The following is a 26,296-nucleotide window of genomic DNA, read 5'->3' as shown; positions in this document are numbered from 1 at the left end:
GCGTCAGCTCCCGAAGACTTCGCGGACGGCGTGGCCGAGGACCGGGTAGAGCGCCCCCACCATCAGGACGACCCAGATACCCATGACGGTCCAGAGCATCTGCTTCTGGAAGCGCGGGCCCTTGGACCAGAAGTCGACGGCGATGACACGCAGGCCGTTCAGGGCGTGGAAGAGGATGGCGGCGACCAGGCCGTACTCAAGGAGTGCGACGAGGGGGGTCTTGTAGGTGCTGACGACATCGTCGTACGCCTCCGGGGAGACGCGGACGAGAGCGGTGTCCAGCACATGCACGAACAGGAAGAAGAAGATGAGGACGCCGGTGACTCGGTGAGCCACCCAGGACCACATTCCTTCCCGGCCGCGGTACAGCGTTCCAGCCGGCACGGCAGAACCCTCCGGGAGCGGGGATTGGGGCCAGCCGGCTTGGGTGGTCGGACGGGCCCGGCCGGGTACGGTCCACCGGCCGCTCGTCATCGTATCGACGAGTTGTCGGTTCGCTCGCGCGGGGTAGCCAGGTGTGATCAAACAGGCAATCAAACAGGCACGTACGGGCTATTCAGGTCGTGCACGAGTCGGGTGAGTCGCCCGCGTGCGAGCTTCCTCAGTTCCTCGGCCGCAAGGACCCGCTCTTCCTCCGGGTCGTTGGCCAGACGGGCCCGGATTCCGGCGAGCAGATGGTTCAGCGCCTGACTCGGCGGGACGTCGTCCAGGCAGATCACGAAGACGTGACCGAAGCGGCTCTCGTACGCGGCGTGCGCGGCCTGCAGGGCGGTGTCCGCGGCGCTGTAGGTCCCCTGCCGGGGGATGACCGGACGCAGAGGTTCGCAGGCCAGAGCCTCGGCGAGGTCCGCGAGCGGCAGGTCGTACGCCGCTTCGTCGGACGCGGCGAGCAGGGCGTCCAGGTCGGGATACGGCCGGTGGGCGACGAGCCTGCGGGCCCAGAGGTGGCTGCCGCAGCAGGTGAGAAAGGCGGCTTCGGCCGCGCCGGGCTCTGCGGTGTTCAGTTGCTCCGGGGTGCGGTTCGGCTCCGCCGGGGGTCTCGGTGAACTGTGCGGGGGCAGCGGGGGCTCCTGGGCAGGGGGCATCGACGAGGGACGCGTGGGGGGATTTGTCGTAACGCTAGCGAGGCTTGGTGGGGACTGTCTGACGGATGCGTGAATTTCACCCGGATGGGAGAGTTTCGCTTCGCGTGGTGGACGGGGTGGCCTCGGGCCCCGCTCTACCGTGGGCGGATGACTGCCGCCTGTGCCGCCCGGTGGGGGGTTCTTCGTGCCGCCGCCGCGCGGCGGATTTCTCCTGCCCACCCACCCGTCTACCCGGCAGGAGACCCTGGATGATCCCCCGCCCCGTCGCCATCGCCGCCGCAGCAGTCGCCGCCGGAGCCGTCGCCCTCACCGTGGCCGTCTGGCCCGACGGCGGGAACGGCGGCGCGCCCGCCGATCCCCCCTCCGACAACAAGTCCGCGGTCTCCCCGACCCCCTCGCCCACGAAGTCGTACCCCCTCTCCAAGGCCCCCTCCACCATCCCCGCCGTACGCGAGCACAAGGCGGCCCGCGGCCCGGGATGGAAGCCGAAGGACGGCGGGCGCGTGGTCGTCTCCGACGGCGACCTCGCCGACGAGGGCAAGCTGCTCGCCGGGGAGCTGAAGCTCAAGTACGCCGGTGACGCCGACCCCCGCGAGGGCGACGTGCAGCTCGCGCTCACCCCGGAGGAGTCCAAGGCGTCCGGCACGTCCGACGGCAGGGACGAGTCGTACTCCCTCTCCGTGAAGGGGCAGCGGGTGAAGATCACCGCCCCCGAGGAGTCCGGCGTCTTCTACGGGACCCGCACCCTGAAGCAGGAGGTGCGCGGCGGCAAGGCCGCGCCCGAAGGCGTCGTGCGCGACCGGCCCGCCAAGCCCCGGCGCGGCTTCATGATCGACATCGCGCGCAAGCACTTCGACGCCAAGTGGATCGAGGACCGCATCCGCGAGCTCGGCGACCTCAAGTACAACGAGATGGGCCTGCACTTCTCCGACGACCAGGCCTTCCGCATCGAGTCGAAGTCGCACCCCGAGATCGTCTCGCGCGACCACCTCAGCAAGGCGCAGGTCCGCCGCATCCTCAAGCTCGCGGCCGGCCGCCACATCACCGTCGTGCCCGAGATCGACTCGCCGGGCCACCTCGGCGCGGTCATCGCCGCGCACCCCTCGCTCCAGCTCCGCGACACCCGTGGCGTCGCCGCGCGCGGCGCGGTCGACATCTCCAAGCCGCAGGCGGCGGAGATCGTCGACGATCTCCTGGAGGAGTACGCGGATCTCTTCCCGGGGCGCTTCTGGCACCTCGGCGCCGACGAGTACCGCGCCCTCACGGTCAGCGACCCCGAGGCCAGCTATCCGCAGCTGGCGTCCGCCGCCCGCGAGAAGTACGGCTCCGGCGCCCGCGTCCAGGACCTCGCGACCGGCTGGCTCAACGACCGGGCCGAGACCATGCGCCCCTACGAGCGCGGGCTCAGGGCCTGGAACGACGGCTTCTTCCGCGGCGGGGTGGAGAAGGCGGACGAGGACCTCGAAGTCGCGTACTGGACGGGCAAGGAGATCGGGGCGAGGGAGCCGGTCGAGTATTTGAAGGACGGGCGGAAGGTCGTCAACTACAACGACGAGTACCTCTACTACGTCCTCGGCCAGCCCAACACCTTCCGCTATCCCACCGGGCAGCGGATCTACGAGCAGTGGACGCCGCTGGTGATCCGCGGGACGAAGCCGGTGAGCGCCGAGTACGACGACCAGATCCTCGGCGGCTCCTTCGCCGTCTGGTGCGACCTGGCGGGTTCGCAGACGCAGGAGCAGGTGGCGCGGGGAATCCGGATGCCGCTGCGGGCGACGGTCCAGAAGCTGTGGGACGCGCGGAAGCCGGGCCTGTCCTGGGACGAGTTCGTGAAGCTGGCCGATCAGGTGGGGTAGGCCGTGGGGCGGGGGTCGTGGGGCGGGCCGGGAGGCAGGCCATGAGGCAGGCCGTGGGGCGGGTCCCGCGCCGGAGAGGTCCGCGAGATCCGTTTTCTGCTTTTTGGTGGCGAACTTGCCTACGTCTGTGGTGTATTCGGCCAAAGCCGATCGCAGCCGTCGAGCGCAGTTGAGCAGAGTCGACCCACGGGGGGACGAGAGCATGGGCTACTGGGGTTATTACGTCGTGGGCAGGAGCGAACGGCCGCTCGTGGAGCTCGCGGCGGTGGCGGGGGTGCGGGACGAGCTCAGCCTTCTCGTGCGGCGGGACGACGGCTGGCAGGTGTGGGAGGTGCCGGGCGGCGACGGCACGCGCGACGTCGGCAACATGAACACCCTGGCCCTGGAGACGGGTTCGCCCGCCCTCTTCGGCTACGTCATGGACAGCGACTGCGTGGTCGTCGAGGCGGCGGCCCCCGCGAGCGGCGTGTGGACGACGTGCCTGGCCCGCGAGGCGATGGCCGGGTACATCGGCGACGACGGCCTGAGCCTGGACGACTACTTCCTCGAACCGCGCGACGCGGCCGACCGGGCGGTGACGTGGGCGGCGGAGTCGGGCAGGACGGTGACGGCGGGGCCGCTCCTCGACGTACTGAACGCCGCGGCGGAACCCTCGGCGGAGGAGCTCTTCTTCCGCTTCCTCGACCGCCTCGGCGTGGTGCCGCAGTGACGTTCCTGGAGGCCCGCACGCAGTAGGGGACGTGCATTGTCCGCAACGGGAGGCGTACGACATGGGCGGCCCGAGTCTGAGTCTGGTCGAGCTGATCGCCGAAGCCGACACCAGGGGCTTGGCGGCGAGCGGTCTCGCCTGCCTCGACCGGTGTGTGCCGCTTCTCGGCGGCGGTGACGAGGTGCTGCGCCCGCTGTGGGGCAGCCTCGCGGAGGGCGGTTCCTGGGACGTGGCGCTCGCCGAGGTCCGGGCGCGGCTCGGCGGTGCCGACGTCCTGGAGGACTCCACCGCCGACGAGGCCATCACCCTCGCCTACCGCATGCTCGGCGCCGTGCCCTCCACGCGTTCCGCCGCCGAGCTGCGGGAGTGGGCCGACGCCTGCTCGGTCGCCGCGCTGCAGATCCACCGGCTGCTCGACACCGCGCCGGACGCAGGCGCGGGCCCGCCGTCCCTGAGCGCGCGGCGCGAGGGCCGTACGGACGGAATGTCACCGCTGGTCGCCGCGGAGCTGCGGCGCCAGGTGCGCATCCTGGAACTGCTGGCCAACCAGGGCGCGGGCGCAGGGGCGTTGCGCCAGGCGCTGGAGGTGTCGATCGAGGGCCGGCGCGTCCTGCGGGCGGTGGTCTCGCGACGGGAGCGGGGGAGCAGGGTCTAGCTTTTCGCGGGGCGGACGGTTCGCTGTCGCGATCAACAGGGGGTGGTGGTGAGTCCGCCGAAGACGATCGCCGGGTCCGAGGTGCGGGAGGGTGAAGTGACCCTGCGTGTGCGGGAGTTCATGTAGCGTTACCTCGACCGCTGCCTCGTACGGCGCTTCATGGCGTACGAGGCGGCCCCCGTCCCCGGCTGCAACCGGTGGCGAGGGCCTTCACCCCGAGTGCAACACCCGAAATGGAGCACCCGAAATGCTTCGTCATGTTATCGCGCCTGCCCGATTCTTCTCTCAGGTGCCCAACGAAATCATCCGCCATCCCCGGCTCTCCTCCGACGCCGTCCGGCTGTTGACCTGGCAGCTCTCCCTCCCCGCCGACGCCGCCGATTCGCTGTCCAAGACGGCCCAGAGCGCGGGCATCGGCAAGGTCGCCTTCCTGCGCGCCAAGCGGCAGTTGAAGGAGGAGGGGTACGTCCACGAGTGGCGCGAGCAGGTCGAGCGTGGGCGGTGGCGGACCCGGCAGCTCGTGTCGAACGTGCCGCTCGGCCGCGACGAGGCGGCCCGCGTCAGCGAGGGATCGCCGCAGGTCGCGCCGGTGGACGTCGTACCGGCCGTCGGCGCCCCGACCGGTCGGGACGTCGGCCGTCTTCCAGATCAAACCCCCGTGGGGAACACCCTCCAACCGTCCCCGGACGCCCACCGAACCGTCGACGCCCTGCACCGGCTGGACCCCCGCCTTCGCGTCCCGCGCGGCATACTGCCCGAACTGGCGGCCCTCGCCGAGGAGTGGCTGGCCGCCGGGCACACCGTGGACGGCGTACAGGACGAGATCCGTCGCCAACTGCCCAGCCGGGGTGCTCCCGTTCACCGCCCCGGCGGACTCGTCCGGTACGTGTTGCGGACCGTCCCACCCCTGGACGTACCGCCCGCTCCAGGCGCGGGCGTCTCCCAGATGGTGGAGTGCGCGGGGGCTCACGTCCAGCCGCGTCTCTTCCGTCCCCTCGCCGATGAGATCCTCTGCGCCGACTGCCGTCAGGCGCGGGCGGAGACCACTGCCGGGCCGCCCGAGGCCACCGCCGCACGAGGCGCGGACGCGGTGCGCGCTGCCCTGCGGCGGGGCGGCGGGCCTGGGGCGGCATACGGCGAGCGCCGTGCCGCTCCCCAGACCTGAGGGGAGCAGCACGGCGCATAGGACCGTTTCGGGGACCGTCCGCCGTTACGGCGTCAGCAGTTGGCCCAAGTGAGCCGCCGCCGGAGTTCCCAGCTGCGTACGGCCGTAGTACACGGCGCCCGTCGTCGAGACGCCCGATGCTCCGCTGTCCAGTTGGAGGATCGTGCCGTTGCCCTCGTCCTCTCCGTCCACGCCGATCGCCAGATCCGCGCGGCCGTAGCCCGACAGGTCCGTCAGGAGCACCGAGGAGCCCAAGCGGTCCGCCGACTCCGTGGAGCCCGTGATGCCCTCCGTGTCCTGCGAGAAGGCCTGCGCGCCCGTGCCCGTCAGGCCCGATGACGAGCCCTTCAGGAGGAGCGACGTGCCCGCGTCCTTCCTTGCCGCACCGGAACGCGTGATGTCCTCGTTCGGGGCGCCCGCCAGGACGTCCGCGTAACCGTCCAGGTTGAAGTCGCCCGCCGAGACCGACCAGCCCATCGCGTCGCCCGACTCGGCGGCGCCCGGGACTCCGGACGTGTCCTGGTGGACCGTCTTCATGCCGGTCGTCGTGAAGCCCGTCGACGTGCCCGGGACCACCGTCACCTGGCCGCCCGCGAACGCGCCCGACTCCGCCGTGTACGGCTGGCCGATGACCAGGTCGTCGTAGCCGTTGCCGTTCACGTCGCCCACGGCCAGCGAGCGGCCGCCCTTGACCGTCAGCGAACCGACCCTGCTCAGGCCCGTCTTGGTGCCCTTGAACCACTGGACGCGGCCGACGCCCGACTGGTCGCGGTAGTTCAGGGCCACGTCCGCGTAGCCGTCACGGTTGAAGTCGCCGGACGCCGCATCGGCGTACGAGATGGCTCCGTCGCCCGACGTGAGGTCGCCGCCCACCTCGATGCCCGCCTTGAAGCGCGCCGCCCAGCTGCCGCCGGTGCCGGTGGCCGCCGCGAAGACGTCCGCCTTGCCGTCCGCGTTGAAGTCGCCGACCGTCACGGCCGAGCCGAACTTGGCGCCCGGGTAGTGGAAGTCGTCCCCCAGCTGCATGTCCGTGCCGGAGTCGAAGGCCGGACCGTAGAGGATCGTGACCGCGCCGCGGTCCTTGTTCGTGGCGTCGTCCTCGCCGGGGGCGCCGATCGCCAGGTCCGCGTGGCCGTCGCCGTTGATGTCGCCCCAGGCCGTGGCCGCCGCCCAGTTGTCGCCCGCCTCTGAGGCGCCGGGGACTCCGGGGCTCGACTGGGTGAGGGTCTTCTTGGAACCGGCCACCGGGCCGTCCAGGCCGCCGGGGACGATCGTCAGGGTGCCGACGCCGCCCGAGGCCTTCGGCGTGCCCGCCACCAGGTCCGTGATGCCGTCCCTGTTGAAGTCGGTGGTGGGGATCGCCGAGTTGCGGCCCGCGCTTGCCGCGTAGCGGCGGATCTCGCCGAGCTTGGAGTACAGGTTCTTGCCGGGGCAGAGGGTCGCGAAGCCGTCCCGGTGGCCCGAGATCGTGTTGAGCGACGGGGTGTCGCCCTTCTTCCACACGCCCGTGTCGTCGGCCGCCGTCAGCGTGGCCTTGCCCTGCGGGTCGCCCCCGTACTGGCCCAGCTTCCAGGCCGCGACCCGGGAGACCGATTCCAGGGCGGCGCGCGTCGGCTTGCCCGCCTTCTTGTACGTCTCGCCCGGGGCCGGGTTCTCGTTGCCCTCGAAGTCGCCGAGGACCGCGATGCCCGCGGACTCGCCGTTGAAGCCGTACGTGTGCGCGCCGCGCACCGGCAGGTCGGTGCCACCGCCGCGGCCCTCGAAGACCTGGCCGCACTTGTCCACGAGGAAGTTGTAGCCGAGGTCGTTCCAGCCCTCGGTCTCCACGTGGTACGTCATGACGCCGCGGACCAGGGCCGCCGACTGGGCGCAGCTGTAGTCGTTCGTGCCGACCGTGTGGTGGACGAAGACCGCCTTGACCTTGTCTATGTACTCCGGCGGGTCCTCGACCTGCGACTCGTCCGCGCCCCACGCCGCCCTGCTGATCATCGGCGGCTTGGTGACGGTGGACTCCGGCGCCGGCGGAACCGTGGGCTCCGGGTCAGGGGACGCGGGGTCCGACGGGGTGGGGGACGCGGGCGGCTCGGTGCCCGGGTCGGTGGGCTCCGGCGACGTGGGCGCCTCCGAAGGGGCCTCCGACGGTACGGGCGACGCCGGCTCGCTCGGCTCGGGCGAGTTCGGCGGCACGGTCTCGTCGGCGTACGCCACGGGCGCCATCGCCGAACCGTCGAGCGCCGGGTTCTTCGCCTCCTTGGCGGTCACGCCCGGGTCCACGAGATTGACCTCAAGTCCCTTGGGCAGTGCGGCACTTGTGGTGCCGTCCGCCGCGACCACGCGGACCTCCACGCCGTCCGACGGGCCGACCCACAGCGGCTCGGACGCGGCCCGCATGCCCGCCTCGGCCTTCTCGGGCAGGTGCAGCTCCAGGTCCAGGTGCTGCCAGCCCGTCCACTTGGCGCTCTCGACGGAACGCGTACGGACCTGGGCCGTGCCCTCGAGCTCCTTCGTCACGCCGGTCCACGAGACGCCGAGCAGCGAGAACTGCTCCGTCGACGTGCGCGGCAGCTCCCTCTCCTTGGCGCCGTCGGCCTTGAGCGCGATGTCGTGCACGCTCACCGGCCGCTTGCCGCGTGCGACGTCGCCCGGCTGATCGCCGGTCGAGGAGTCCGCCATCGCGTACGTGACGGCCCCCGCGCCGCCAAGGACGACGGCCCCGATGGTCAGCCACGCCCTGCGCTTGAGACTCAGCGGCCGGTACGCGTGCGTGGTTCGCGCTGCTTCGCGCGGTTTGCGCGGGCTCAAATGCCCCACCCCTTAGCGGAATTGCCGGTTCAACCGGGTTGACCAAAGCGAGTCCGTACGACTGCCTGCCGGCGAAAACGGTTGTACGGCGGTGGGCGAAATGTGACGTGACGTATCCCGCACTCCCGGGGTGTGACATATGCACTGAGCATTGCGCTGGACCACGTGACAGCTGTGAACGAGGAGTGCGGACGAGTGCGGGTGGGGGACGTGGTTTCTGTGGTGGGGAAGAGACGCCGGTGGGCGCGGGGAGTCGCCTGCTGTCTCGTGATGGGAGCGCTCGCGTCCTGCGGTGGTGGCGGGGGGAAGGTCTACGAGGGGCTGGTCGAGCGGACGCCGAAGGCACCGGCGAAGCCCGCCGACGAGGTGCGGGGCGGGCGGCTCGCCGCGGAGGCCATGGGGCTGCTCAGGGAAGCCGATTCGCTGCGCATCGGGGTCGAGATGAACTCCCCCAAGGGGCACCGGGAGGTCTCCGTGCACCTGGACCGCGCGAGCAACTGCACGGGCACCTTCGACTCGGGGCCCATGCAGCAGGGCGAGTTGGTCATGGTCGGGGGCGGGGACGCGTACATCCGGTTCTCGGACGAGTCGCTCGACGCGATCCGGGACGCCGCCGTGTCGCGCGGGCCGCAGATCGCGGCGCAGGCCAGGGAGCGGACGGCGCTGGCGCGCGGCAAGTACCTGAAGCTGCCGAAGAGCGGCGGGAGTTCGGGCTCGGGAGGCTCGGGAGGCTCAGGGGGCGCGGGAGGATCAGGGGGTTCGGGGGTCGCCTCACCGGCGAACATGTGCGATCTCGACAAGGTGCTGGGGCAGCTGGGCGGCGGCTCGCCCTCCGACATGGAGGACGCGCGGGCCCTGCCGGACCGGCGGTGGCACGGGGAGAAGGTCACCCCGCTCGCCACGACGGACAACGGGCACGACATGACGGCCTATCTGGCGGCGGGCGACAAGCCGTACATCGTCGGCATGACGCAGACGCGGGGCGACGAGCAGATGGAGATGCGCATGTCCGACTACGACAAGCCGGTCGCCGCGCACGTCCCCGACCCGTCCCTGGTCCTGGACCCCGGGGCGCTCGGCATGGGTGTCGGCGGGGGCTCGCTGTTCGAGGTCTGAGGGTTCGGGGCTGAGGCCTCTGCCGTCCGCGCCTGTGACATTTCTGTGCGGCCTGGCGCAGCTCAGCGTGGGGGCATGGACACGGTGAGCTGTGTCGTATCGGTACGGATGGGAAAGCGTGGGCCGAGGAGGGGAACCCCGTCGCGCACGGGCGCGGGACGAGGAGCTGGGCGCCGCGGTCGCGCGGGCACAGGAGGGCGACGAGGCGGCTTTCGCTGCCGCGTACCGCCTGGTGCAGCCGGGGCTCATCGGCTATCTGCGGGGTCTGGTCGGCCGCGACGGCGAGACCGCGGAGGACATCGCGGCCGAGGCCTGGCTGGAGATAGCCCGCGATCTGGGGCGGTTCCGCGGCGACGGGGCGGGGTTCCGCGGCTGGACGGCGACCATCGCGCGCCACCGGGCTCTGGACCACCTGCGGCGCCAGAAGGTCCGGCCGCGGCCGTCCGCCCTCGAACAGGACATGCTGGAGATTCCCGGGCCGCACAGCACGTCGGAGCAGGCGCTGGAGTCGATCTCCACGGACCAGGCCCTCGCGCTGATCGCCGGGCTGCCGCGGGACCAGGCGGAGGCGGTGCTGTTGCGGGTCGTCGTTGGCCTGGACGCGTCGGCGGCGGCACGGGTGCTTGGCAAGCGCCCCGGGGCGGTGCGGACTGCTTCTTACCGGGGGCTCAAGCGGCTTGCGGAGCGGTTGGGGGAGTCGGGGTGAGGGGGCCGCGGGGGCCGCGGGGGGCGGGGGAGCCGCGGGAGCCGTGGGTGGATTCCGGTGAGCCCCTTGCTGCGCTTCTCGCGGAGGCGATGCGGGCCGAGGGGGTTGACGCTGAGGCGCAGCGGAGGGCTGTCGCGGCGTTCCGTCTGGCCCGCCGGGCGGGGACTTCGGCGGGGGCTCCGCGCCCTCGGGACGACTGGCGTTGATTCCGGCTGCGGGTGTGTGGGGGTTGCTCGCGCAGTTCCTCGCGCCCCTTCACCGGCTTTCGGTTGGTTCTCGGGTGCGGGTGGGTGAGGGTTGGCCGCGCAGTTCCCCGCGCCCCTTTACCGGCTTTCGGTCCGTTCTTGGGTGCGGGTGTGCGGGGGTTGCTCGCGCCGTTCCCCGCGCCCCTTGCCCGCTTTCGGTCCGCTCTTGGGTGCGCGTGTGTGGGGGTTGGCCGCGCCGTTCCCCGCGCCCCTGACGGGGCGTCCCGTTAGGGGCGCGGGGAACTGCGCGAGCAGCCACAGTCGACCCGCAGACGGAATGGGCGGTGCCAATAGTTGAGGGGGTCGGGGACCAACCCCGGTGGGGGCGGAGCCTCGGGGGGAACTTCCGGTAGGCCCCTGCCAAGGTGAGCGGCCGGGGTCGCCACCCCCCACAGGAGAGACCCCGGCCGTCACGCGGACGGACCGCACGCGGCCCGTACTCCCTTCAGCGCCGCGCGTGCGTTTTCTGTCACACCGCGTTCTGTCACGCGCTAGTTGCACGTTGTACCAAACATGGACGCGGGCCCACTTCAGCCCGTAGCGTGCTGCTTCGCGCCAGGCTGCGGGGGCAGGACCGCGACCGGTGTAGGCGCATAGGGAGTAGTTGTGCTGGGGGACGACGCGGAACTGACCGCCGCGGTGCTTGCGGCGCAGGACGGGGACGAGACCGCGTTCCGGACTGTGTACCGCGCCGTGCACCCGCGGCTGCTCGGCTACGTACGCACGCTGGTCGGAGACCCGGACGCGGAGGACGTCGCGTCCGAGGCCTGGCTGCAGATAGCCCGGGACCTCGACCGCTTCAGCGGCGACGCGGACCGGTTCCGCGGCTGGGCCGCACGCATAGCGCGCAACCGCGCGCTCGATCACATACGTATGCGGGGCCGCCGCCCGGCGATAGGCGGCGACGAGACCGAGCTCACCGGGAAGCCGGGCGAGGCGGACACCGCGGACGAGGCGATGGAGTCCCTCGCCACCGGCGACGCCCTCGCCCTGATAGCCCAGCTCCCGCAGGACCAGGCGGAAGCCGTCGTGCTCAGGGTGGTCGTCGGCCTCGACGCCAAGAGCGCGGCCCAGACGCTGGGCAAGCGCCCCGGCGCGGTCCGCACCGCCGCGCACCGCGGCCTGAAGCGGCTCGCGGAACTGCTCGGCGCGGACGGCCCGCCGAGCGAGGGCGCGCTGGACGCCGTACCGCCGCAGAGGGAGCCGCGCGGGCGCACGGTGACGTCCGCCGGTGTGACGCATTCGCGTTCCCGGGCGCAGAAGGACATGTGATGGCCGACGAGGACTACAGGTGGCTGGACCGCGACGCGGCGGAGCGTTTGCTGAGCGGTGAGTCCATCGACGGCACCGACGATCACGCGCAGGAGCAAGCCGCACAACTGGCCAAAGCCTTGGCTGCACTGGCAGCGGACGACCGCGCGGGCTCCGTCGTACCCGCCGACGTTTCCTCCGAACTCCCTGGTGAAGCAGCTGCGCTCGCGGCGTTCCGGGAGGCTCGCGGCCCTAAGGCACGAACCGCTTCTACGCGCGTGGGAGCGGGCGAGACGGTGCATATCGGGCGCTCGGCCGCGCCCCGGCGCCCCGCACGCTGGGCCCGCCCCCTGCGCTACGGTCTCGCCGCCGTGTTCGCCGGCTGCATGATCGGCGGAGTCGCCGTCGCGGCCGGTACGGGCGTGCTCCCCTCGCCGTTCGGTGACCGGGAACCGCCGGGCCCCGCGGCCTCCGCGTCGTCCGTCGCGTCCCCCGAGCCGCTCACCTCCCCCTCGGGCGGGAAGAGCGGCACTCCGGACGTGGAGCCCGACGACGCGACGACCACCCCGGATGACCCCGCGCGCACCCCCGGCAGCAGCAGCGCGCCGCCGAAGGACGCCGAGGAGACCGAGGACGCGTCCAAGGGCGGCACGGGCACCGCGCAGCCCGGCTCCGGCGATCCGCAGCGCGAGGACGAGGCCGGCGACTGGTACCGCAAGGTCGTCTCCGCCTGCCGCGACTACCGCAGCGGTGAACTCCAGGGCGAGAAGAGGCGCCGCCTGGAGGAGGCAGCCAAGGGACCGCGCCGGGTGACCGAGTTCTGCGGCCGCGTCCTGGACGGATCGGGCGGCGACCGCGAGAACAGCGGCGGTGGCGGCAACAGCGGCAACAGCGGCAGCGGCGGCAGTGACGACGACGGCGGCAAGGGCGGCGACTCCGACAAGGGCGACGGATCGTCCGGCGGCGGCAACGACCACTGGGGCAACGGCGGCAGCAGCCCCGTCCCGCCGATCGTGGTCCCCTCGGTGTCGCACCCGGCGCCGACCCCGACCGCCTCGTACAGTGCGCGGCCCGTGCCGTCGAGGTCCTGACCTGCTCGGAAACCCCGTTTGCCGCGGGTGTGACGTTTTTTGAGGCAGCGGCGCAGTAAGAAGTGAGCCGACTGGTCATCGGCCCGCGCACGAGCCAGGGGTTCCCCCCGTACCTTTGGCTCAGTGCCACCAGCGTGGGCGGGAGACGTTCCCCCGATCCCGCCCACGCTGATTAATCTCCCCACCGCCCGAGCGCGGACCGCTCGTGGCTCACCGCAGGTGGCGGACCACTGGTGGCGGACTACTTGTAGACGACGACCTTGTCGCCGTTCTTGACCTGCGCGAACAGACTCGCGATCTTCTTCTCGTCCCGTACGTTCACGCAGCCGTGCGAAGCGCCGTTGTAGCCGGTCGCCGCGAAGTCCGTCGAGTAGTGCACGGCCTGGCCGCCGCTGAAGAACAGCGCGTACGGCATGGAGCTGTCGTACAGCGTCGAGACGTGGTGGCGGGACTTCCAGTAGACGGTGAACGTGCCGTCGCGCGTGGGCGTGTACTGCGAGCCGAAGCGCACGTCCATCGTCGACACGACCTTGCCGTCGATCATCCAGGTCAGCGTGCGGCTCTCCTTGCTGATGCACAGGGCGCGGCCGGTCAGGCAGGCCTTGGCGGGCTTGGACGGCGGGATGCCGCCCCCGGAGTAGAGCTCGTACTTCGTCGGCTCGCGCGTCATGCCGAGCAGCCGCTGCCAGGTCACCGTGTCCGTCGTGCCCGTGCCCGGCAGACCGCGCTTCTCCTGGAAACCCCTGACCGCGGCGGCCGTGGAGTCGTCGTACGTGGCCGTGGGGTCCGCGTAGATCCACTGGATCTGCCGGAGCCGGGCCTGGAGTTCCCGCACCTGGTCGCCGCGCTGGCCGGGGGCGAGCAAGGTCTTGGGGGCCGGCTTGGGGGCCGGTTCCTGTGCCGGTTTCCCGTCCGATGTCCCCTCCGAGGTTCCCTCCGATGTCCCCTCCGGCTTCCCGGACGCCGTATCAGGGTCGCCCTGCTTCGTCTTCGTGGGGGAGATCCGGATCGGCTGATCCTGCCCGTTCGCACCGTCGGCCTGCGCCTTGCACCCGCCGACCAGGGCGACCGCGAATACTGCCCCCACGGCTATCGCACCTTTGCGCACAATGACCCCCGCCATCGCTCGACCGCTCACCGGACTCGCCGGGAGTGTTCCCCGCGAGTGACCACCCCTGAACGTTGCCCCATGCTGGAGTGGGACCGCCATACCGGACAGGTAACGGAGAAGCATCTCCGGCAGGAGGCACAGAGCGATGGCGCGTGAGTCGGAGTCCGGGCTGCCCGTCGAGCCCGTGTACGGCCCGGAGGATCTCGACGGCTGGGATCCCGCGACGAAGCTGGGCGCTCCCGGCGCGTATCCGTACACGCGCGGCGTGTACCCGTCGATGTACACCGGCCGCCCCTGGACGATGCGCCAGTACGCGGGCTTCGGCACGGCCGTCGAGTCGAACGCCCGCTACAAGCAGCTGATCGCGAACGGCACGGCGGGGCTGTCCGTCGCCTTCGACCTGCCCACGCAGATGGGCCACGACAGCGACGCGCCGATCGCGAGCGGCGAGGTCGGCAAGGTGGGGGTCGCGATCGACTCGATCGACGACATGCGGGTCCTGTTCGGCGGCATCCCGCTGGACAAGGTGTCGACCTCGATGACGATCAACGCCCCGGCCGCCCTGCTGCTCCTGATGTACCAACTGGTCGCCGAGGAACAGGGCGTCGACGCGGGCGAGCTGACGGGCACGATCCAGAACGACATCCTGAAGGAGTACATCGCGCGCGGCACGTACATCTTCCCGCCCAAGCCGTCGCTGCGCCTGGTCGCGGACATCTTCAAGTACTGCCGGGCCGAGATCCCGAAGTGGAACACCATCTCCATCTCCGGCTATCACATGGCCGAGGCGGGCGCGACGCCCGCGCAGGAGATCGCCTTCACCCTCGCCGACGGCATCGAGTACGTCCGCACGGCGGTCGCCGCGGGCATGGACGTGGACGACTTCGCGCCGCGCCTGTCCTTCTTCTTCGTGGCGCGTACGACGCTCCTGGAGGAGGTCGCCAAGTTCCGTGCCGCACGCAGGATCTGGGCCCGCGTGATGCGCGACGAGTTCGGCGCGAAGAACCCGAAGTCCCTGATGCTGCGCTTCCACACGCAGACGGCCGGCGTCCAGCTCACCGCCCAGCAGCCCGAGGTGAACCTCGTGCGGGTCGCGGTCCAGGGCCTCGGCGCGGTGCTCGGCGGCACCCAGTCGCTGCACACGAACTCCTTCGACGAGGCGATCGCGCTGCCGACCGACAAGAGCGCGCGCCTGGCCCTGCGCACCCAGCAGGTCCTGGCGTACGAGACGGACGTGACGGCCACGGTCGACCCGTTCGCCGGGTCGTACGTCGTCGAGAGGATGACGGACGACGTCGAGGCCGCGGCCCTCGAACTCATGGAGCGCGTCGAGGACATGGGCGGCGCGGTGGCCGCCATCGAGAACGGCTTCCAGAAGAACGAGATCGAGCGCAGCGCCTACCGCATCGCCCAGGAGACCGACTCCGGCGAACGCGTCGTGGTCGGCGTCAACCGCTTCCAGCTGGACGAGGAGGAGCCCTACGAACCCCTCCGCGTGGACCCCGCCATCGAGGCCCGGCAGGCGGCCCGCCTCGCGAGTCTGCGGGCGGAGCGCGACCAGGCGGCGGTGGACGCGGCGCTCTCGGAGCTCCGGAAGGCGGCGAAGGGGGACGCCAATGTCCTCTACCCGATGAAGGACGCGCTGCGGGCGCGGGCGACGGTGGGCGAGGTGTGCGACGCGCTGCGGGAGGTGTGGGGGGCGTACGTGCCGACGGACGCGTTCTGAGGCCCCGACATTCCGGCCTGAGGTCTTGAGATCTTGAGGTCCTGAGGTCCTGAGGGGAGATGCGGTGTCCGATGTGCGGACACCGCATCCGCTATGTCGTACGCGCGTGCGAGACTCCGCCCCATGCTGGGTGTCACCGATCTTCCGACCTATCTCGCGGGCCTCGCCCTGATCATTCTGCTGCCGGGGCCGAACTCGCTGTACGTGCTCTCCGTGGCCGCGCGCAAGGGCGTACGCACCGGCTATACGGCCGCGGCGGGCGTGTGGTGCGGCGACGCGGTCCTGATGACGCTGTCGGCGGCAGGTGTGGCTTCCTTGCTACAGGCCAATGCCGTGCTCTTCGGGATCGTGAAGTACGCCGGTGCGGGGTATCTGACCTGGCTCGCGTTCGGGATGCTGCGGGCCGCGGTGGCCATGTGGCGGACGCGGCGCGAGCCGGTCGCCGAGCAGGAGGGCGCGGAGGCGGGAGCCGCCGCGGAGCGGCCGTTCCGCAGGGCGTTGGTGATCAGCCTGCTCAACCCGAAGGCGATCCTCTTCTTCATCGCCTTCTTCGTGCAGTTCGTCGATCCGGGGTACGCCTACCCCGCGCTCTCCTTCCTCGTGCTCGGCGCCTTCGCCCAGGTGGCGAGCGTCCTCTACCTCACCGCCCTGATATTCAGCGGCACCAGGCTGTCGGCCGCGTTCCGCCGCCGCAGGCGGCTCTCGGCGGGAGCCACCTCGGCGGCGGGCGCGCTGTTCCTCGGTTTCGCGGCGAAGCTGTCGCTCGCCGGCGGGTGAGCTCAGGGGCCGGGCTCAGTGGTGCCAGGCTGATCCGCCCACGTTGTGGATCATCCGCTGGAGCACCTTGAGGGTGCGGACGTACTCCTCGTCCGGGATGCCCGCGTGGATCTGCGCGCGGGTCTTCTCCTGGCGCGCGGCGGCGTCGTCCCGGAGCGCGCGGCCCTCGTCGGTGATGCGAAGGCGCCCGTCGGCGCTCTCGGTGAGCAGGCCGCGCTCGCTCAGTGCGCGGATGTCGTGCTCCAGGGAACCGTCGCCCACGTTCAGGTAGCCGCGCAGGGTGGCCACGACGGCCGCCTTGTCGCGTCCGTCGTCGGCGACGATCTGGTTCAGGATCCACCACTCGGGCTGCGTGAGCCCGAACTCGGCGAGCATGGTGCGGATGTGGTGGACGACGGCCTCACCGGCGGCCGATGCCCAGTAGCCGATGGGCTGGGTGATGAGGTCTTCGTCGCTGTGGGAGTACGTGAAAGTGTCCATGCCCAGAAGGTAGAACCTCAAGTTTGCTTGAGGTCAACTGCCTTCGTGGATCAGTCTGAAGTACTCCGTCAGGCCCGTCGCGTCCTCGCCCGCCCAGCCGACGTACCCGTCGGGGCGCACCAGGAAGAGGCCCTTGCCGTAGGGCGCGTAGGCGTCGATGCGCCGGACGTGCACCAACTCCTCGTCCAGCGGCGGGAGTTCCGCGTCCGTGCCGACCGCGAGGAGCGTGCAGTGCGGGCCCCTGAACGCGTCGAACAGCCGCCCCGCGCCGCACGGCCCGTCCGGCGCCCGGTCGCCCGCCCGCAGCGCCTCCTCCGGGAGGCCGGTCCGGGTCTCCACCGACAGGGAGCTGTCCCGGTAGCCAAGACCCAGCTGGCGCGTGGCCGCCCCGCGCCGCTCCTCGCCCCGGTGGATGCGGGTGGACAGGCCCAGCATCCGCGCGGCGTTGGGCAGCCGCTCGGCCTCGTACGTGTCGAGGAGGGCCGCGGGTGCGCCGCCCCGCAGGACCGCGCCCAGCTTCCAGCCCAGGTTGTACGCGTCCTGCACGCTGGTGTTCAGGCCCTGCCCGCCCGCCGGTGAATGCACGTGCGCCGCGTCCCCGGCCAGGAACACGCGTCCCTCGCGGAACCGGTCGGCGAGCGCCGCGCGCGGCCGGAAGTCGGAGGCCCAGCGCACCTCGGTCACCTCGTCGGCGGTCAGATGCGTCCGCGCGGCGACGACCTCGCGTACGCCGTCGAGCGAGGTGTCGGGGGCGGTCCCGGCCGGGAACTGGGCCGTCAGCTGGAAGTCCGGCGTGCCCGACAGCGGGCAGAGCGCCAGGAAGCCCGCGCCCTCGGCGGTGGGCGGGAACATGTGCCAGTTGTCGCGGTCCAGGGTGGGGATGCGGACGTCGGCGACCAGGATCGGGTTCGGGTCGACGCTCTCGCCCGTCATGCCGATGCCGAGCGCCGCGCGCACGGTCGAACGGCCGCCGTCGGCCGCCACGGCGTAGGCCGCGCGGACGGTCCTGCCGTCCGCGAGGCGTGCGGTGACGCCGCCCTCGTCCTGGGCGAGGCCGGTCAGCGCGGCGCCGAACTCGACCTCGGCGCCGCCGAGTTCACGCAGGCGGGCGTGCAGGATCTCCTGCGTGCGCCACTGGGGGAGCATGAGCGGCCGGTCGTAGGGGGCGTCCAGTGTCGGCTGGATCTCCTCGAACATCCGGTGCTCGCCCTGCCGCTCGCCGTCCTGCCAGACCATGCCGACCGGGTAGGGGCCGCCCGCGGCCTCGGCCGCCCCGATGATGCCGAGGTCGTCGAAGACCTCCTGGGTGCGGGGCTGGATGCCCTTGCCGCGGGAGCCGGGGAAGAGGGTGTCGGCCCGCTCGACGACGAGGGCGCCGACACCGCGCCGTGCGAGGTCGCAGGCGAGGGTCAGCCCGGTGGGCCCGGCGCCCACGACGAGTACGTCGGTCGTGACAGCCACGGCAGGGCTGTCCTTAACGCTGTTAAGTTCCATGGGTCAGAGCCTGCGCTTAACGGTGTTAAATTGTCAAGGTGGCTACGACACCCCTGGACCGCACCCGCGTCGCGAGCACCGCCCTGAGGCTCCTGAACGAGACGGGCCTCGACGGGCTCTCGCTGCGCGCCATCGCCAAGGAGCTGGACGTCAAGGCGCCCGCTTTGTACTGGCACTTCAAGGACAAGCAGGCGCTGCTCGACGAGATGGCGACGGTCATGCTGCGGCGCATGAACGAGGATTTCGCGGCGGACGAGATGCCGGGCGCCGACTGGTCCCAGACCCTGGCCGCCGCGATGCGGGGCCTGCGGCGGCACCTGCTGATGTACCGCGACGGCGCGAAGGTCTACAGCGGCACGCACTTCACCGACCTGTCGTACGCCGCCCCCATGGAGGCCCACCTGCGCAGACTCACCGACGGGGGCTTCACCCCCGGCGGCGCGGCCCGCGCCTGGTTCACGGTGTACAGCTACACGATCGGCTACGTGATCGAGGAGCAGTCCATGGGCCCCGACCCCGTCAAGGAGGAGGGCGGCTACGACCTGGCGGCCCGCGCGGAGCGCCTTTCCGCGTTTCCGCTCGCGGCGGCCGCGGGCGACGAGATGTTCCGTGACTTCGACGCGGGGTTCGAGAAGGGCCTCGCCGCGGTGGTCGCCGGGATCGGGGCGACGATGACGGTCACTTCCGGGCCGACGGTCACTTCCGGGTCATGAGCCCGTTCCGGATCAGCGGCGTGAGCCGCTCCTCCACGAAACGGTTCAGCAGCCACGCGAGCAGCAGCATCGCCGCGACGGTCAGGCCGAAGGTCGCGTACGACGGGAGGCCGAGGCCCCGGTGCAGCGCGCCCACCGTCACCCAGCCCAGGTGCTCGTGCACCAGGTAGAACGGGTACGTCAGGGCTCCCGCCACCGTCAGCCACTGCCAGTCGACCCGGTGCAGGGCGCCGAGCGCGATCAGGAGCACCGCGGCGAAGCCCGCCGTCACGACCGCGATGATGCCGAAGGACGTGCGGTAGGAGAAGAAGTCCGGGTTCGGGGCGTGCCACAGGCGATCGACCGCGTAGTGCTGGCCGATCAGCCAGCTCACGCCCACGATGCCCCAGGCCGTGAGGTCCTTGCGGTCGCGGTGGACGAGGTAGATGCCGATGCCGCCGATGAAGAAGGGCGCGTACTCGGGCATGAGGACGAGGTCGAGCAGCGGCTCGTTCGCGCCCTCCGCGACGACCGCGGCCAGGGTCCACACCGCGCAGAACAGGATCACGCGGGCCCGGTTCGCGCCCGGCAGGACGACGCAGAGGGCGAACAGCGCGTAGAAGCGCAGCTCGGCCCAGAGCGTCCAGCAGACCCCGAGCACCCGGTCCACGCCCAGCGGCTGCTGGAGCATGGTCAGGTTCACCAGGGCGTCGCTCGGTGAGACCGCCTCGTACGCCACCACGGGCAGGGCGAACACCGCCGTCACCAGGATGATCGCGGCCCAGTACGAGGGGAAGAGACGCGAGGCGCGGGACGCGAAGAACGCGCGCAGCGGACGCCCCCAGCCGCTCATGCAGATCACGAAGCCGCTGATCACGAAGAAGACCTGCACGCCGAGGCAGCCGTACGCGAACCAGCTGTGCGCGGTGGGGAACTGGAGCCGCGGCGAGCTGCCCCACGCCTCGGTGATCTCGCCGTCACGGCCGCCGTAGTGGTAGGCCGCGACCATCAGGGCCGCGATGAGCCGCAGCCCGTCGAGCGCTCTGAGGCGGGGTCGCGCGCGCTTGGCGGCCGGGGCGGCCGGAATCGTGCGCGTGAGGGCGTCGGTGGTGTCCGGCCCCGGCGATGCCTGCGGGAGCGTGGTTCCGGGAGAGGTCATCCGAGTGCGGTCCGCTTGATGGAGCGCTGGACCGAGCGGGCGCGGCGCGCGACCCGGCGTACGGCCGCGTTGCGCGGGATGAACGAGAGCTGCGAGGGCACCGCTCCGGGCAGCGCCAGGGCCGTCAGGCGGCGCCGCTTGAAGTAGCGCCAGGTGTGCGGGGTCAGATGCGTCGAGAGGTACCGCTCGGCCGCCCCGCGCCGGCGCGGGTAGATCTGCGGCTGCATGGCGAAGCCGACGGCGACGAGCAGCTCGCCCAGGTCGGCGGCGGGCATGCCCGGCTGCCGTCCGGTGACCGCGCTCTTGTCGGCGAGGTCGGGGATCAGCGCGTCCACGATGGTGACCGGGACCCGGTTGCTGTTCTGGTAGGGCGCGAGCCGCTCCAGGAGCGTCTCCGTGCCGGTGCGGGCGACCGGCAGGTTGTAGAGCGCGGAGGCCGTGAGCAGCGCGGTCGAGAAGCAGCCGATGACGAGCGCGGGACGCATCCGCTGGTAGAGGACCTCGGCCAGGACCGGCGAGTCGAGGACGGTCAGCTCCACGCCGATCGCCTCCGCCTCCTTCTCCAACATCCGCGACCAGCGCGCCGGGGCCGTCGGGTGCGGTTTGAACACCACGCGGGTATGGCCGAGTTCGGCGGCGCCGCGCACCATGCGCACATGCAGCTCCTCCTCTTCCTCGGCGGTCAGGATGGAGAGGGCGGAGAGGTACTGGCCCAGGAGCAGGGCGGGTTCGTGCAGGTCCGGCAGGTCGTTCTCGCCGTCGGCCAGGCGGCCGAGCACCTTCACGAACGCCTCGGTCGGCACGATCTCCGGCTCGACGTCGAACTCGGTCAGGAGCAGCGGGGTCAGACCCGGCACCAGGTCCAGGTGGAGGAGGCGGCGCACCCGCGTGCCGACCAGCGGGTCGAGCTTGTTGCGGGTCGGGCCGTAACTCATCAGTCCGTCCGCGTAGACGTCCACGGGCGCGCCCGTGAAGATCTGCGTCAGGGCCAGGGCCGGGTTGACCTGGATCGACTCGACGGCCAGCTCGATGTCGTCGTCACCGAGGTCCCACAGGAGCCGGATGTACCGCTCCCACAGCGGGACGTCGTCCATCCGGGGGGCCCAACCGCCCGGATGGAAAGGGGAGATGGCCTCGTTCCAGGACCGTACGTCGTCGAAGCGGTCCCGCAGGCGCTCGAAGCCCGGCATCTCGTCCACGGCGACCGTCGTCTCCGGCGTCGCCGCGTTGTTGCTGATGAGCAGCAGCCGCCGGTCGGCCGGGCCGAAGCGGTCGGCGTCGATCGCGGCGGCCAGCGTCGCGGTGCCGTACAGCGTGGACGCCAGGAAGATCTGCGTCGTCGCCATTACGCGGCCACCTCCGCCGACACCGGGCGCCGGCGCAGCCGGCGAAGACGGGTCGCCCGCTGTATGTCCATGGAGTCGAGGGCGTCGTCGAGAACGCCCTGCGGCATCCGCTTCAGGGCGGCCGCACTCAGTGACTTCAATTTCCGCGCCACTTGTGGCTCGAACCTTTCGATGGATCCCAGATGGTGGGAAATGATCGCGCAGTAAGTACGGACGGCCTTCGGCAGGAGTTTGTCCGCGTCGCGGTCCTCTGCCGTTTCCCGGACCACCTGGTCGAATGCCCGGATGAAATCGAGCTGGCGTACGTCACCGATCTGCGTCAGTGACGACGCGACCCCGCGCCGGTAGAAGACGCCGAGCAGCCCCACCGCGGCGAAGGATTCCGCCTCGCGGTGCAGCCGCCAGATCCACGGCCGGTCCTCCGCGGTGCGCAGACCGTCCGTGAAGTGGAGCAGGCCCTGGTCGGCCAGGCGCCGGTGGTAGATGCCCGCCCAGGCGTAGGCGTAGTCGACGGACGTCGACCGGTCGGCGGGCAGGATGACGTCCCGCGGCGGCATGACGACGCCGCGCCTGCCGTGCGGGACCCGGTGGACGGAGCGGGCCCGAGCGGTGCACTGCACATGGTCGGTCCGCACGAAGTCGCAGCCCAACTGCTCGATGGCGGCGACGAGTTGCGCGTAGTAACCGGGAGCGAGCCAGTCGTCACCGTCCAGGAAGGTGAGGTACTCGCCGCGCGCCGCGTCAAGGCCCGTGTTGCGGGCGGTCGCCAGACCGCCGTTCGTCTCATGTCTGAGATGGACGGCGCCGGGCAGCTCGCGCGCGGCACGCTCCAGGATTTCTGGAGTCTCATCCTTCGAACAGTCGTCGACGAGAATGAATTCGAAGTCTTCGCGTGCGTTCGCTCGCAGACTCCTCAAGGTGTCGGGCGCGTATTGCTGCACGTTGTAGAACGGCACGATGACGGAGAGCTTAACCACGTGGGTGACGTTAGGTGTCGGCCCGGCATTCGTCTTGGCCGAAGGTGAGATGTCAGGTGAACGACGCATGGCGGAATGGTTAACCGGCCTGCTTACCGGCGGTTTCCCGGGCTGATTCGCCATTCGTCGGCGTGCTGTTAACCGTTTGTTGCACCTGAGTTGGGCCGCCAATCTCAATGCCTTCCTAGCGTCCTTCCTGTGCCAGTAAGCAACAGCGGGACGACACGGATCACCGTGCTCGCCGACTCCGACACCCGGTGGAAATGGGGTGCGCTCACCGCGAGCCGCCTCGCGGGTGAGGGAGCGGACACACGCCTCGACGGACGCCTCCTCCGCGGCCGGGCCACGCCCACCGTCCGTCAGCTCGAAGAGGTCGGGGTGCGCGCGGACTCGCTCCGCGAGGTCACCGCCGTCGAGTTCCTGCGCGAGGTGGAGCGCGAAGCGCCCGACGTCATCGTGCTCGCCCTCGTGGGCGGCGCGGTCCAGGCGGTCCTGCACGGTCTCGCCCGCGTGGCGGAGAAAGCCGCCGGCGAGAAGCGGCCCGTCGTCGTCACCGGCTATGTCGGCGTCGTCTACGAGAAGCTCGCCGACGGCCTGCTGCTCCGGCACGGCGCGGACGTCGTCCTCGCCAACTCCCGTCAGGACGCGGAGCGTTTCCGTGCCGTGTACGAAGGAGTGGGCGCCGACGCGTCGAGTGTCGTGGAGAGCGCGCTGCCCTTCCTCGGCGGCGCCGCTTATCTCGAAAAGGACCAGAAGCGCGACCCCTACACGGTCGTCTTCGCCGCGCAGCCCTCCGTCCCGGACAGCCGCGCACACCGGACGTACCTGCTCAGCCGCATGGTCAAGCACGCACGGCTGCACCCGGACCGCGAGGTCCTGCTCAAGCTGCGCAGCAAGCCCGGCGAACACACCACACACATCGAGGAACTGCCCTACCAGAAGCTCGCCAAGGGCGAGGACCTGCCGCCCAACTGCCGTCTCGTGTACGGGAACATGGGCGAGGTCCTCGACCGCACCGACCTGCTCGTCACGGTCAGCTCCACCGCCGCGCTCGAATCCCTGCACCGCCGCATCCCCACCGCGGTCCTCACCGACCTCGGGGTGCGCGAGGCGCTCGGCAACCACCACTTCATCGGCTCCGGATGCCTGGCGTCCTGGGACGAGATCGACGCGGGGTACAGCCCCGAGGCCGCTCCGGAGTGGGTCGCACGGCAGGGCGTCGCCCCCGACGGGACGTACGCGACGGCGTTCGACGCGGCACGTGAGCGCGTCGCGAGCCTCCTCGCGCGGCCCGCGCTGCCCGCGATCGCCCCGTACTACAGCCTCACCACCGCCCCCGGATACCTCCCCGGCATCCTGGCCCGCCACCACCTGGGCCCGGACGGCTCCCCGCTGCCCGGCGCGCCCGCGGCGGACCGCGGGCCAGGGCCGGTGCGCCAGGCCGTCCGCAGCGCGGCGCGCGGCGCCTACCGGCACGGGGTGCAGCGCGTGGCCCCCGTCATCCGGCGGATGGGCGAGCTGTGATCCCGCCCCGAGGCATCCCCCCGCAAGGCCCCCTTCCTGGCCCTCAAGGAGCCCCCATGTCCCACCCCCACCCAGCGGGAACCCAGGCCCACCGCGTCCTCGCCGTCATCCCGGCCCGCGGCGGCTCCAAGGGCGTGCCCGCCAAGAACCTCGCCCCGGTCGGCGGTGTGCCCCTGGTGGCGCGCGCCATCCGCGAGTGCCTGGCCGCGCGGCTCGTCACGGACGTCGTCGTCTCCACGGACGACCACGTGATCGCCGAGGCCGCGCGCTCGGCCGGCGCCGAGGTGGTCCTGCGGCCCGCGGCGATCGCGGGGGACACCGCGACCAGCGAGGCGGCGGTGCTGCACGCGATGGACGCGCACGAGTCGCTGCACGGCAGCACCGTGGACGTCGTCCTGCTCGTGCAGTGCACCAGCCCCTTCATCGTCCGCGAGGACGTGGACGGCGTGGTCGGCTCGATCCTGGACGGCGGCGCGGACACGGCACTGACCGTGGCGCCCTTCCACGGCTTCGTGTGGCGCGACGCCGACGACGAGCCCGCCGCCCTCGACGCGCGGCGCACCGGCGAGGTGGGCGGCACCACGAAGGTCGCCAACTCGACCGCCACCGACGGCGGTTACGGCGTCAACCACGACAAGTCCTTCCGCCCGCGCCGCCAGGACCGCCCCCAGGACCTCCTGGAGACCGGCGCGGTCTACGCGATGGAGGTCTCCGGCTTCCGCGAGCACAAGCACCGCTTCTTCGGGCGCACCGAGCTCGTACGGACCGACCCCGCGCGCGTCCTGGAGGTCGACGATCCGCACGACCTCGCCCGCGCCCGCGCGCTCGCCCCGCTCTTCGACGGCGGCCGGGCCGACGCCCTTCCGACCCGCGACGACATCGACGCGGTCGTACTCGACTTCGACGGCACCCAGACCGACGACAGGGTGCTGATCGACTCCGAAGGACGGGAGTTCGTCTCCGTGCACCGCGGGGACGGCCTCGGCATCGCGGCCCTGCGTGACTCGGGCCTCCCGCTGCTGATCCTGTCCACGGAACAGAACCCGGTCGTCGCCGCCAGGGCCAGGAAGCTCAAGATCCCGGTCCTGCACGGCATCGACCGCAAGGACCTCGCACTCAAGCAGTGGTGCGAGGAGCAGGGCATCGCTCCCGAGCGCGTGCTCTACGTCGGCAACGACGTCAATGACCTCCCCTGCTTCGGCCTCGTCGGCTGGCCAGTGGCGGTCGCGAGCGCCCACGACGTCGTACGCGGCGCCGCACGCGCGGTCACCGCTCTCCCCGGTGGTGACGGCGCGATCCGAGAGATCGCCGCATGGATCCTCGGCCCCTCCCTCAACAAGTAAGGAAAGTTCCTGCCATGAGCTCCAACTCCCGTCTGCGCACCTTCGGTTCGAAGACCGCCGGTCCCGGTCAGCCCGTCTACATCACCGGTGAGATCGGCATCAACCACAACGGCGACCTCGAGAACGCCCTCGCGCTGATCGACGCGGCCGCCGACGCCGGCTGCGACGCGGTCAAGTTCCAGAAGCGCACCCCGGAGATCTGCACCCCGCGCGACCAGTGGGACATCGAGCGCGACACCCCCTGGGGCCGGATGACGTACATCGACTACCGCCACCGCGTGGAGTTCGGCGAGTCCGAGTACCAGGCCATCGGCGAGCACTGCAAGAAGCGCGGCATCGACTGGTTCGCCTCCCCGTGGGACACCGAGGCCGTCGCCTTCCTGGAGAAGTTCGACGTCCCGGCCCACAAGGTCGCCTCCGCCTCGCTGACGGACGACGAGCTGCTGCGCGCCCTGCGTGCCACGGGCCGCACGGTCATCCTCTCGACCGGCATGTCGACCCCGAAGCAGATCCGCCACGCGGTCGAGGTCCTCGGCTCGGACAACATCCTGATGTGCCACGCCACGTCGACGTACCCGGCGCAGGCCGAGGAGCTCAACCTCCGCGTCATCAACACCCTGCAGGCCGAGTACCCGAACGTCCCGATCGGCTACTCCGGTCACGAGACGGGCCTGCAGACCACGCTCGCCGCGGTCGCCCTCGGCGCCACCTTCGTGGAGCGCCACATCACCCTGGACCGCGCCATGTGGGGCTCGGACCAGGCCGCCTCGGTCGAGCCGCAGGGTCTGACCCGCCTGGTGCGCGACATCCGCACCATCGAGGCCTCCCTCGGCGACGGCGTCAAGAAGGTCTACGAGTCGGAGCTCGGCCCGATGAAGAAGCTGCGCCGCGTGGCGGGCGTCGTCGCCGAGGCCGACGCGGCCGAGCGCGAGCCGGTCTCGGTCTGAGCGCGCGGGCGCTCTTAACGGGACCTTTCACCGGTACCG

General features: G+C 71.4%; 23 protein-coding genes. 14 read left to right on the top strand and 9 right to left on the bottom strand.

What is annotated here, in order from left to right:
* Nucleotides 1-3: 3 nt before the first annotated feature.
* Together sdhC and ACIGXX_RS40245 are read right to left on the bottom strand one after the other, a co-directional pair.
* On the bottom strand, nucleotides 4-384 hold the full coding sequence (gene sdhC / locus ACIGXX_RS40250) for a succinate dehydrogenase, cytochrome b556 subunit (RefSeq protein WP_351172838.1): 381 nt from the start codon (nucleotides 382-384) through the stop codon (nucleotides 4-6).
* Between the two features lie 149 nt (nucleotides 385-533).
* Nucleotides 534-1,085: a 2-oxo-4-hydroxy-4-carboxy-5-ureidoimidazoline decarboxylase gene (locus tag ACIGXX_RS40245; RefSeq protein WP_351172841.1), complete on the bottom strand. Its 552-nt coding sequence runs from the start codon at nucleotides 1,083-1,085 to the stop codon at nucleotides 534-536.
* Between the two features lie 248 nt (nucleotides 1,086-1,333).
* On the opposite strand from ACIGXX_RS40245, the gene ACIGXX_RS40240 reads away from it, so the two are divergent.
* The 4 genes from ACIGXX_RS40240 (at nucleotide 1,334) to ACIGXX_RS40225 (ending at nucleotide 5,470) form a co-directional block, all read left to right on the top strand.
* Nucleotides 1,334-2,941: a glycoside hydrolase family 20 protein gene (locus ACIGXX_RS40240; protein WP_351172844.1), complete on the top strand. Its 1,608-nt coding sequence runs from the start codon at nucleotides 1,334-1,336 to the stop codon at nucleotides 2,939-2,941.
* Between the two features lie 202 nt (nucleotides 2,942-3,143).
* Complete coding sequence (locus ACIGXX_RS40235) at nucleotides 3,144-3,650, top strand: hypothetical protein (RefSeq protein WP_351172847.1); 507 nt, start codon at nucleotides 3,144-3,146, stop codon at nucleotides 3,648-3,650.
* Nucleotides 3,651-3,726: 76 nt separating this feature from the next.
* Nucleotides 3,727-4,305 carry a hypothetical protein gene (locus ACIGXX_RS40230; protein WP_351172875.1) on the top strand — a complete coding sequence of 193 codons (579 nt, stop codon included), beginning with the start codon at nucleotides 3,727-3,729 and terminating at the stop codon, nucleotides 4,303-4,305.
* 289 nt (nucleotides 4,306-4,594) lie between these two features.
* Entirely contained in the window at nucleotides 4,595-5,470 is an 876-nt protein-coding gene (locus ACIGXX_RS40225) for a hypothetical protein (RefSeq protein WP_361468589.1), read from the top strand.
* Between the two features lie 45 nt (nucleotides 5,471-5,515).
* Here ACIGXX_RS40225 and ACIGXX_RS40220 read toward each other — a convergent pair whose 3' ends face one another.
* On the bottom strand, nucleotides 5,516-8,281 hold the full coding sequence (locus ACIGXX_RS40220; protein WP_399983533.1) for an FG-GAP-like repeat-containing protein: 2,766 nt from the start codon (nucleotides 8,279-8,281) through the stop codon (nucleotides 5,516-5,518).
* Nucleotides 8,282-8,542: 261 nt separating this feature from the next.
* Between ACIGXX_RS40220 and ACIGXX_RS40215 the strand changes: the two genes are divergently transcribed.
* From ACIGXX_RS40215 to ACIGXX_RS40200, 4 genes are all read left to right on the top strand, one after another.
* Nucleotides 8,543-9,388, top strand: a complete 846-nt coding sequence (locus ACIGXX_RS40215; RefSeq protein ID WP_366462359.1) for a hypothetical protein — start codon at nucleotides 8,543-8,545, stop codon at nucleotides 9,386-9,388.
* A 118-nt stretch (nucleotides 9,389-9,506) separates the two neighbouring features.
* Entirely contained in the window at nucleotides 9,507-10,094 is a 588-nt protein-coding gene (locus ACIGXX_RS40210; RefSeq protein ID WP_351172858.1) for an RNA polymerase sigma factor, read from the top strand.
* Nucleotides 10,095-10,945: 851 nt separating this feature from the next.
* Nucleotides 10,946-11,611 carry an RNA polymerase sigma factor gene (locus ACIGXX_RS40205; RefSeq protein ID WP_351170819.1) on the top strand — a complete coding sequence of 222 codons (666 nt, stop codon included), beginning with the start codon at nucleotides 10,946-10,948 and terminating at the stop codon, nucleotides 11,609-11,611.
* Entirely contained in the window at nucleotides 11,611-12,681 is a 1,071-nt protein-coding gene (locus ACIGXX_RS40200) for a hypothetical protein (RefSeq protein WP_399983529.1), read from the top strand. The genes ACIGXX_RS40205 and ACIGXX_RS40200 overlap by 1 nt, the downstream gene beginning before the upstream one ends.
* A gap of 241 nt (nucleotides 12,682-12,922) precedes the next feature.
* On the opposite strand, the gene ACIGXX_RS40195 is transcribed toward ACIGXX_RS40200, so the two are convergent.
* Nucleotides 12,923-13,804: a L,D-transpeptidase family protein gene (locus ACIGXX_RS40195; RefSeq protein WP_399983527.1), complete on the bottom strand. Its 882-nt coding sequence runs from the start codon at nucleotides 13,802-13,804 to the stop codon at nucleotides 12,923-12,925.
* Between the two features lie 133 nt (nucleotides 13,805-13,937).
* Here ACIGXX_RS40195 and ACIGXX_RS40190 point away from each other — a divergent pair, with 133 nt between their 5' ends.
* On the top strand, nucleotides 13,938-15,518 hold the full coding sequence (locus ACIGXX_RS40190; protein WP_361471926.1) for a methylmalonyl-CoA mutase family protein: 1,581 nt from the start codon (nucleotides 13,938-13,940) through the stop codon (nucleotides 15,516-15,518).
* Nucleotides 15,519-15,641: 123 nt separating this feature from the next.
* Complete coding sequence (leuE, locus tag ACIGXX_RS40185; protein ID WP_399983522.1) at nucleotides 15,642-16,295, top strand: leucine efflux protein LeuE; 654 nt, start codon at nucleotides 15,642-15,644, stop codon at nucleotides 16,293-16,295.
* 15 nt (nucleotides 16,296-16,310) lie between these two features.
* Here the strand turns inward: leuE and ACIGXX_RS40180 are convergent, their stop codons facing one another.
* Both ACIGXX_RS40180 and ACIGXX_RS40175 read right to left on the bottom strand, forming a co-directional pair.
* Nucleotides 16,311-16,775 (bottom strand): MarR family winged helix-turn-helix transcriptional regulator, encoded by a 465-nt coding sequence (locus ACIGXX_RS40180; RefSeq protein ID WP_351170804.1) that lies wholly within the window; start codon nucleotides 16,773-16,775, stop codon nucleotides 16,311-16,313.
* Nucleotides 16,776-16,808: 33 nt separating this feature from the next.
* Entirely contained in the window at nucleotides 16,809-18,269 is a 1,461-nt protein-coding gene (locus ACIGXX_RS40175; protein ID WP_399983518.1) for an FAD-dependent oxidoreductase, read from the bottom strand.
* Between the two features lie 29 nt (nucleotides 18,270-18,298).
* Between ACIGXX_RS40175 and ACIGXX_RS40170 the strand changes: the two genes are divergently transcribed.
* Entirely contained in the window at nucleotides 18,299-18,982 is a 684-nt protein-coding gene (locus ACIGXX_RS40170) for a TetR/AcrR family transcriptional regulator C-terminal domain-containing protein (protein ID WP_383820509.1), read from the top strand.
* On the opposite strand, the gene ACIGXX_RS40165 is transcribed toward ACIGXX_RS40170, so the two are convergent.
* Genes ACIGXX_RS40165 through ACIGXX_RS40155 form a run of 3 tightly spaced genes read right to left on the bottom strand, consistent with a single transcriptional unit; the run spans nucleotide 18,966 to nucleotide 22,443 of the window.
* On the bottom strand, nucleotides 18,966-20,120 hold the full coding sequence (locus ACIGXX_RS40165; RefSeq protein WP_351170795.1) for an acyltransferase: 1,155 nt from the start codon (nucleotides 20,118-20,120) through the stop codon (nucleotides 18,966-18,968). The two genes, ACIGXX_RS40170 and ACIGXX_RS40165, sit on opposite strands and share 17 nt — an antisense overlap.
* On the bottom strand, nucleotides 20,117-21,466 hold the full coding sequence (locus tag ACIGXX_RS40160) for an alpha-2,8-polysialyltransferase family protein (protein ID WP_351170792.1): 1,350 nt from the start codon (nucleotides 21,464-21,466) through the stop codon (nucleotides 20,117-20,119). The genes ACIGXX_RS40165 and ACIGXX_RS40160 overlap by 4 nt, the downstream gene beginning before the upstream one ends.
* Nucleotides 21,466-22,443, bottom strand: coding sequence for a glycosyltransferase family 2 protein (locus ACIGXX_RS40155; protein WP_351170789.1), 978 nt, complete (start codon nucleotides 22,441-22,443; stop codon nucleotides 21,466-21,468). Before ACIGXX_RS40155 ends, ACIGXX_RS40160 begins: the two co-directional genes overlap by 1 nt.
* 198 nt (nucleotides 22,444-22,641) lie before the next feature.
* On the opposite strand from ACIGXX_RS40155, the gene ACIGXX_RS40150 reads away from it, so the two are divergent.
* The 3 genes from ACIGXX_RS40150 to ACIGXX_RS40140 are packed head-to-tail and all read left to right on the top strand — an operon-like array spanning nucleotide 22,642 to nucleotide 26,257.
* Complete coding sequence (locus ACIGXX_RS40150) at nucleotides 22,642-23,967, top strand: DUF6716 putative glycosyltransferase (protein WP_351170786.1); 1,326 nt, start codon at nucleotides 22,642-22,644, stop codon at nucleotides 23,965-23,967.
* A 56-nt stretch (nucleotides 23,968-24,023) separates the two neighbouring features.
* The gene (locus ACIGXX_RS40145; protein WP_351170784.1) at nucleotides 24,024-25,310 is read left to right on the top strand and encodes an N-acylneuraminate cytidylyltransferase; all 1,287 of its coding nucleotides are present in this window, start codon (nucleotides 24,024-24,026) and stop codon (nucleotides 25,308-25,310) included.
* Between the two features lie 14 nt (nucleotides 25,311-25,324).
* Nucleotides 25,325-26,257, top strand: a complete 933-nt coding sequence (locus ACIGXX_RS40140) for an N-acetylneuraminate synthase family protein (protein WP_351170782.1) — start codon at nucleotides 25,325-25,327, stop codon at nucleotides 26,255-26,257.
* Nucleotides 26,258-26,296 lie beyond the last annotated feature (39 nt).

The organism is Streptomyces sp. NPDC055243, assembly GCF_044544025.1.
In the GTDB taxonomy this organism is placed as follows: Bacteria; Actinomycetota; Actinomycetes; order Streptomycetales; family Streptomycetaceae; genus Streptomyces.
This window is presented reverse-complemented; position numbering and strand designations above follow the sequence as displayed.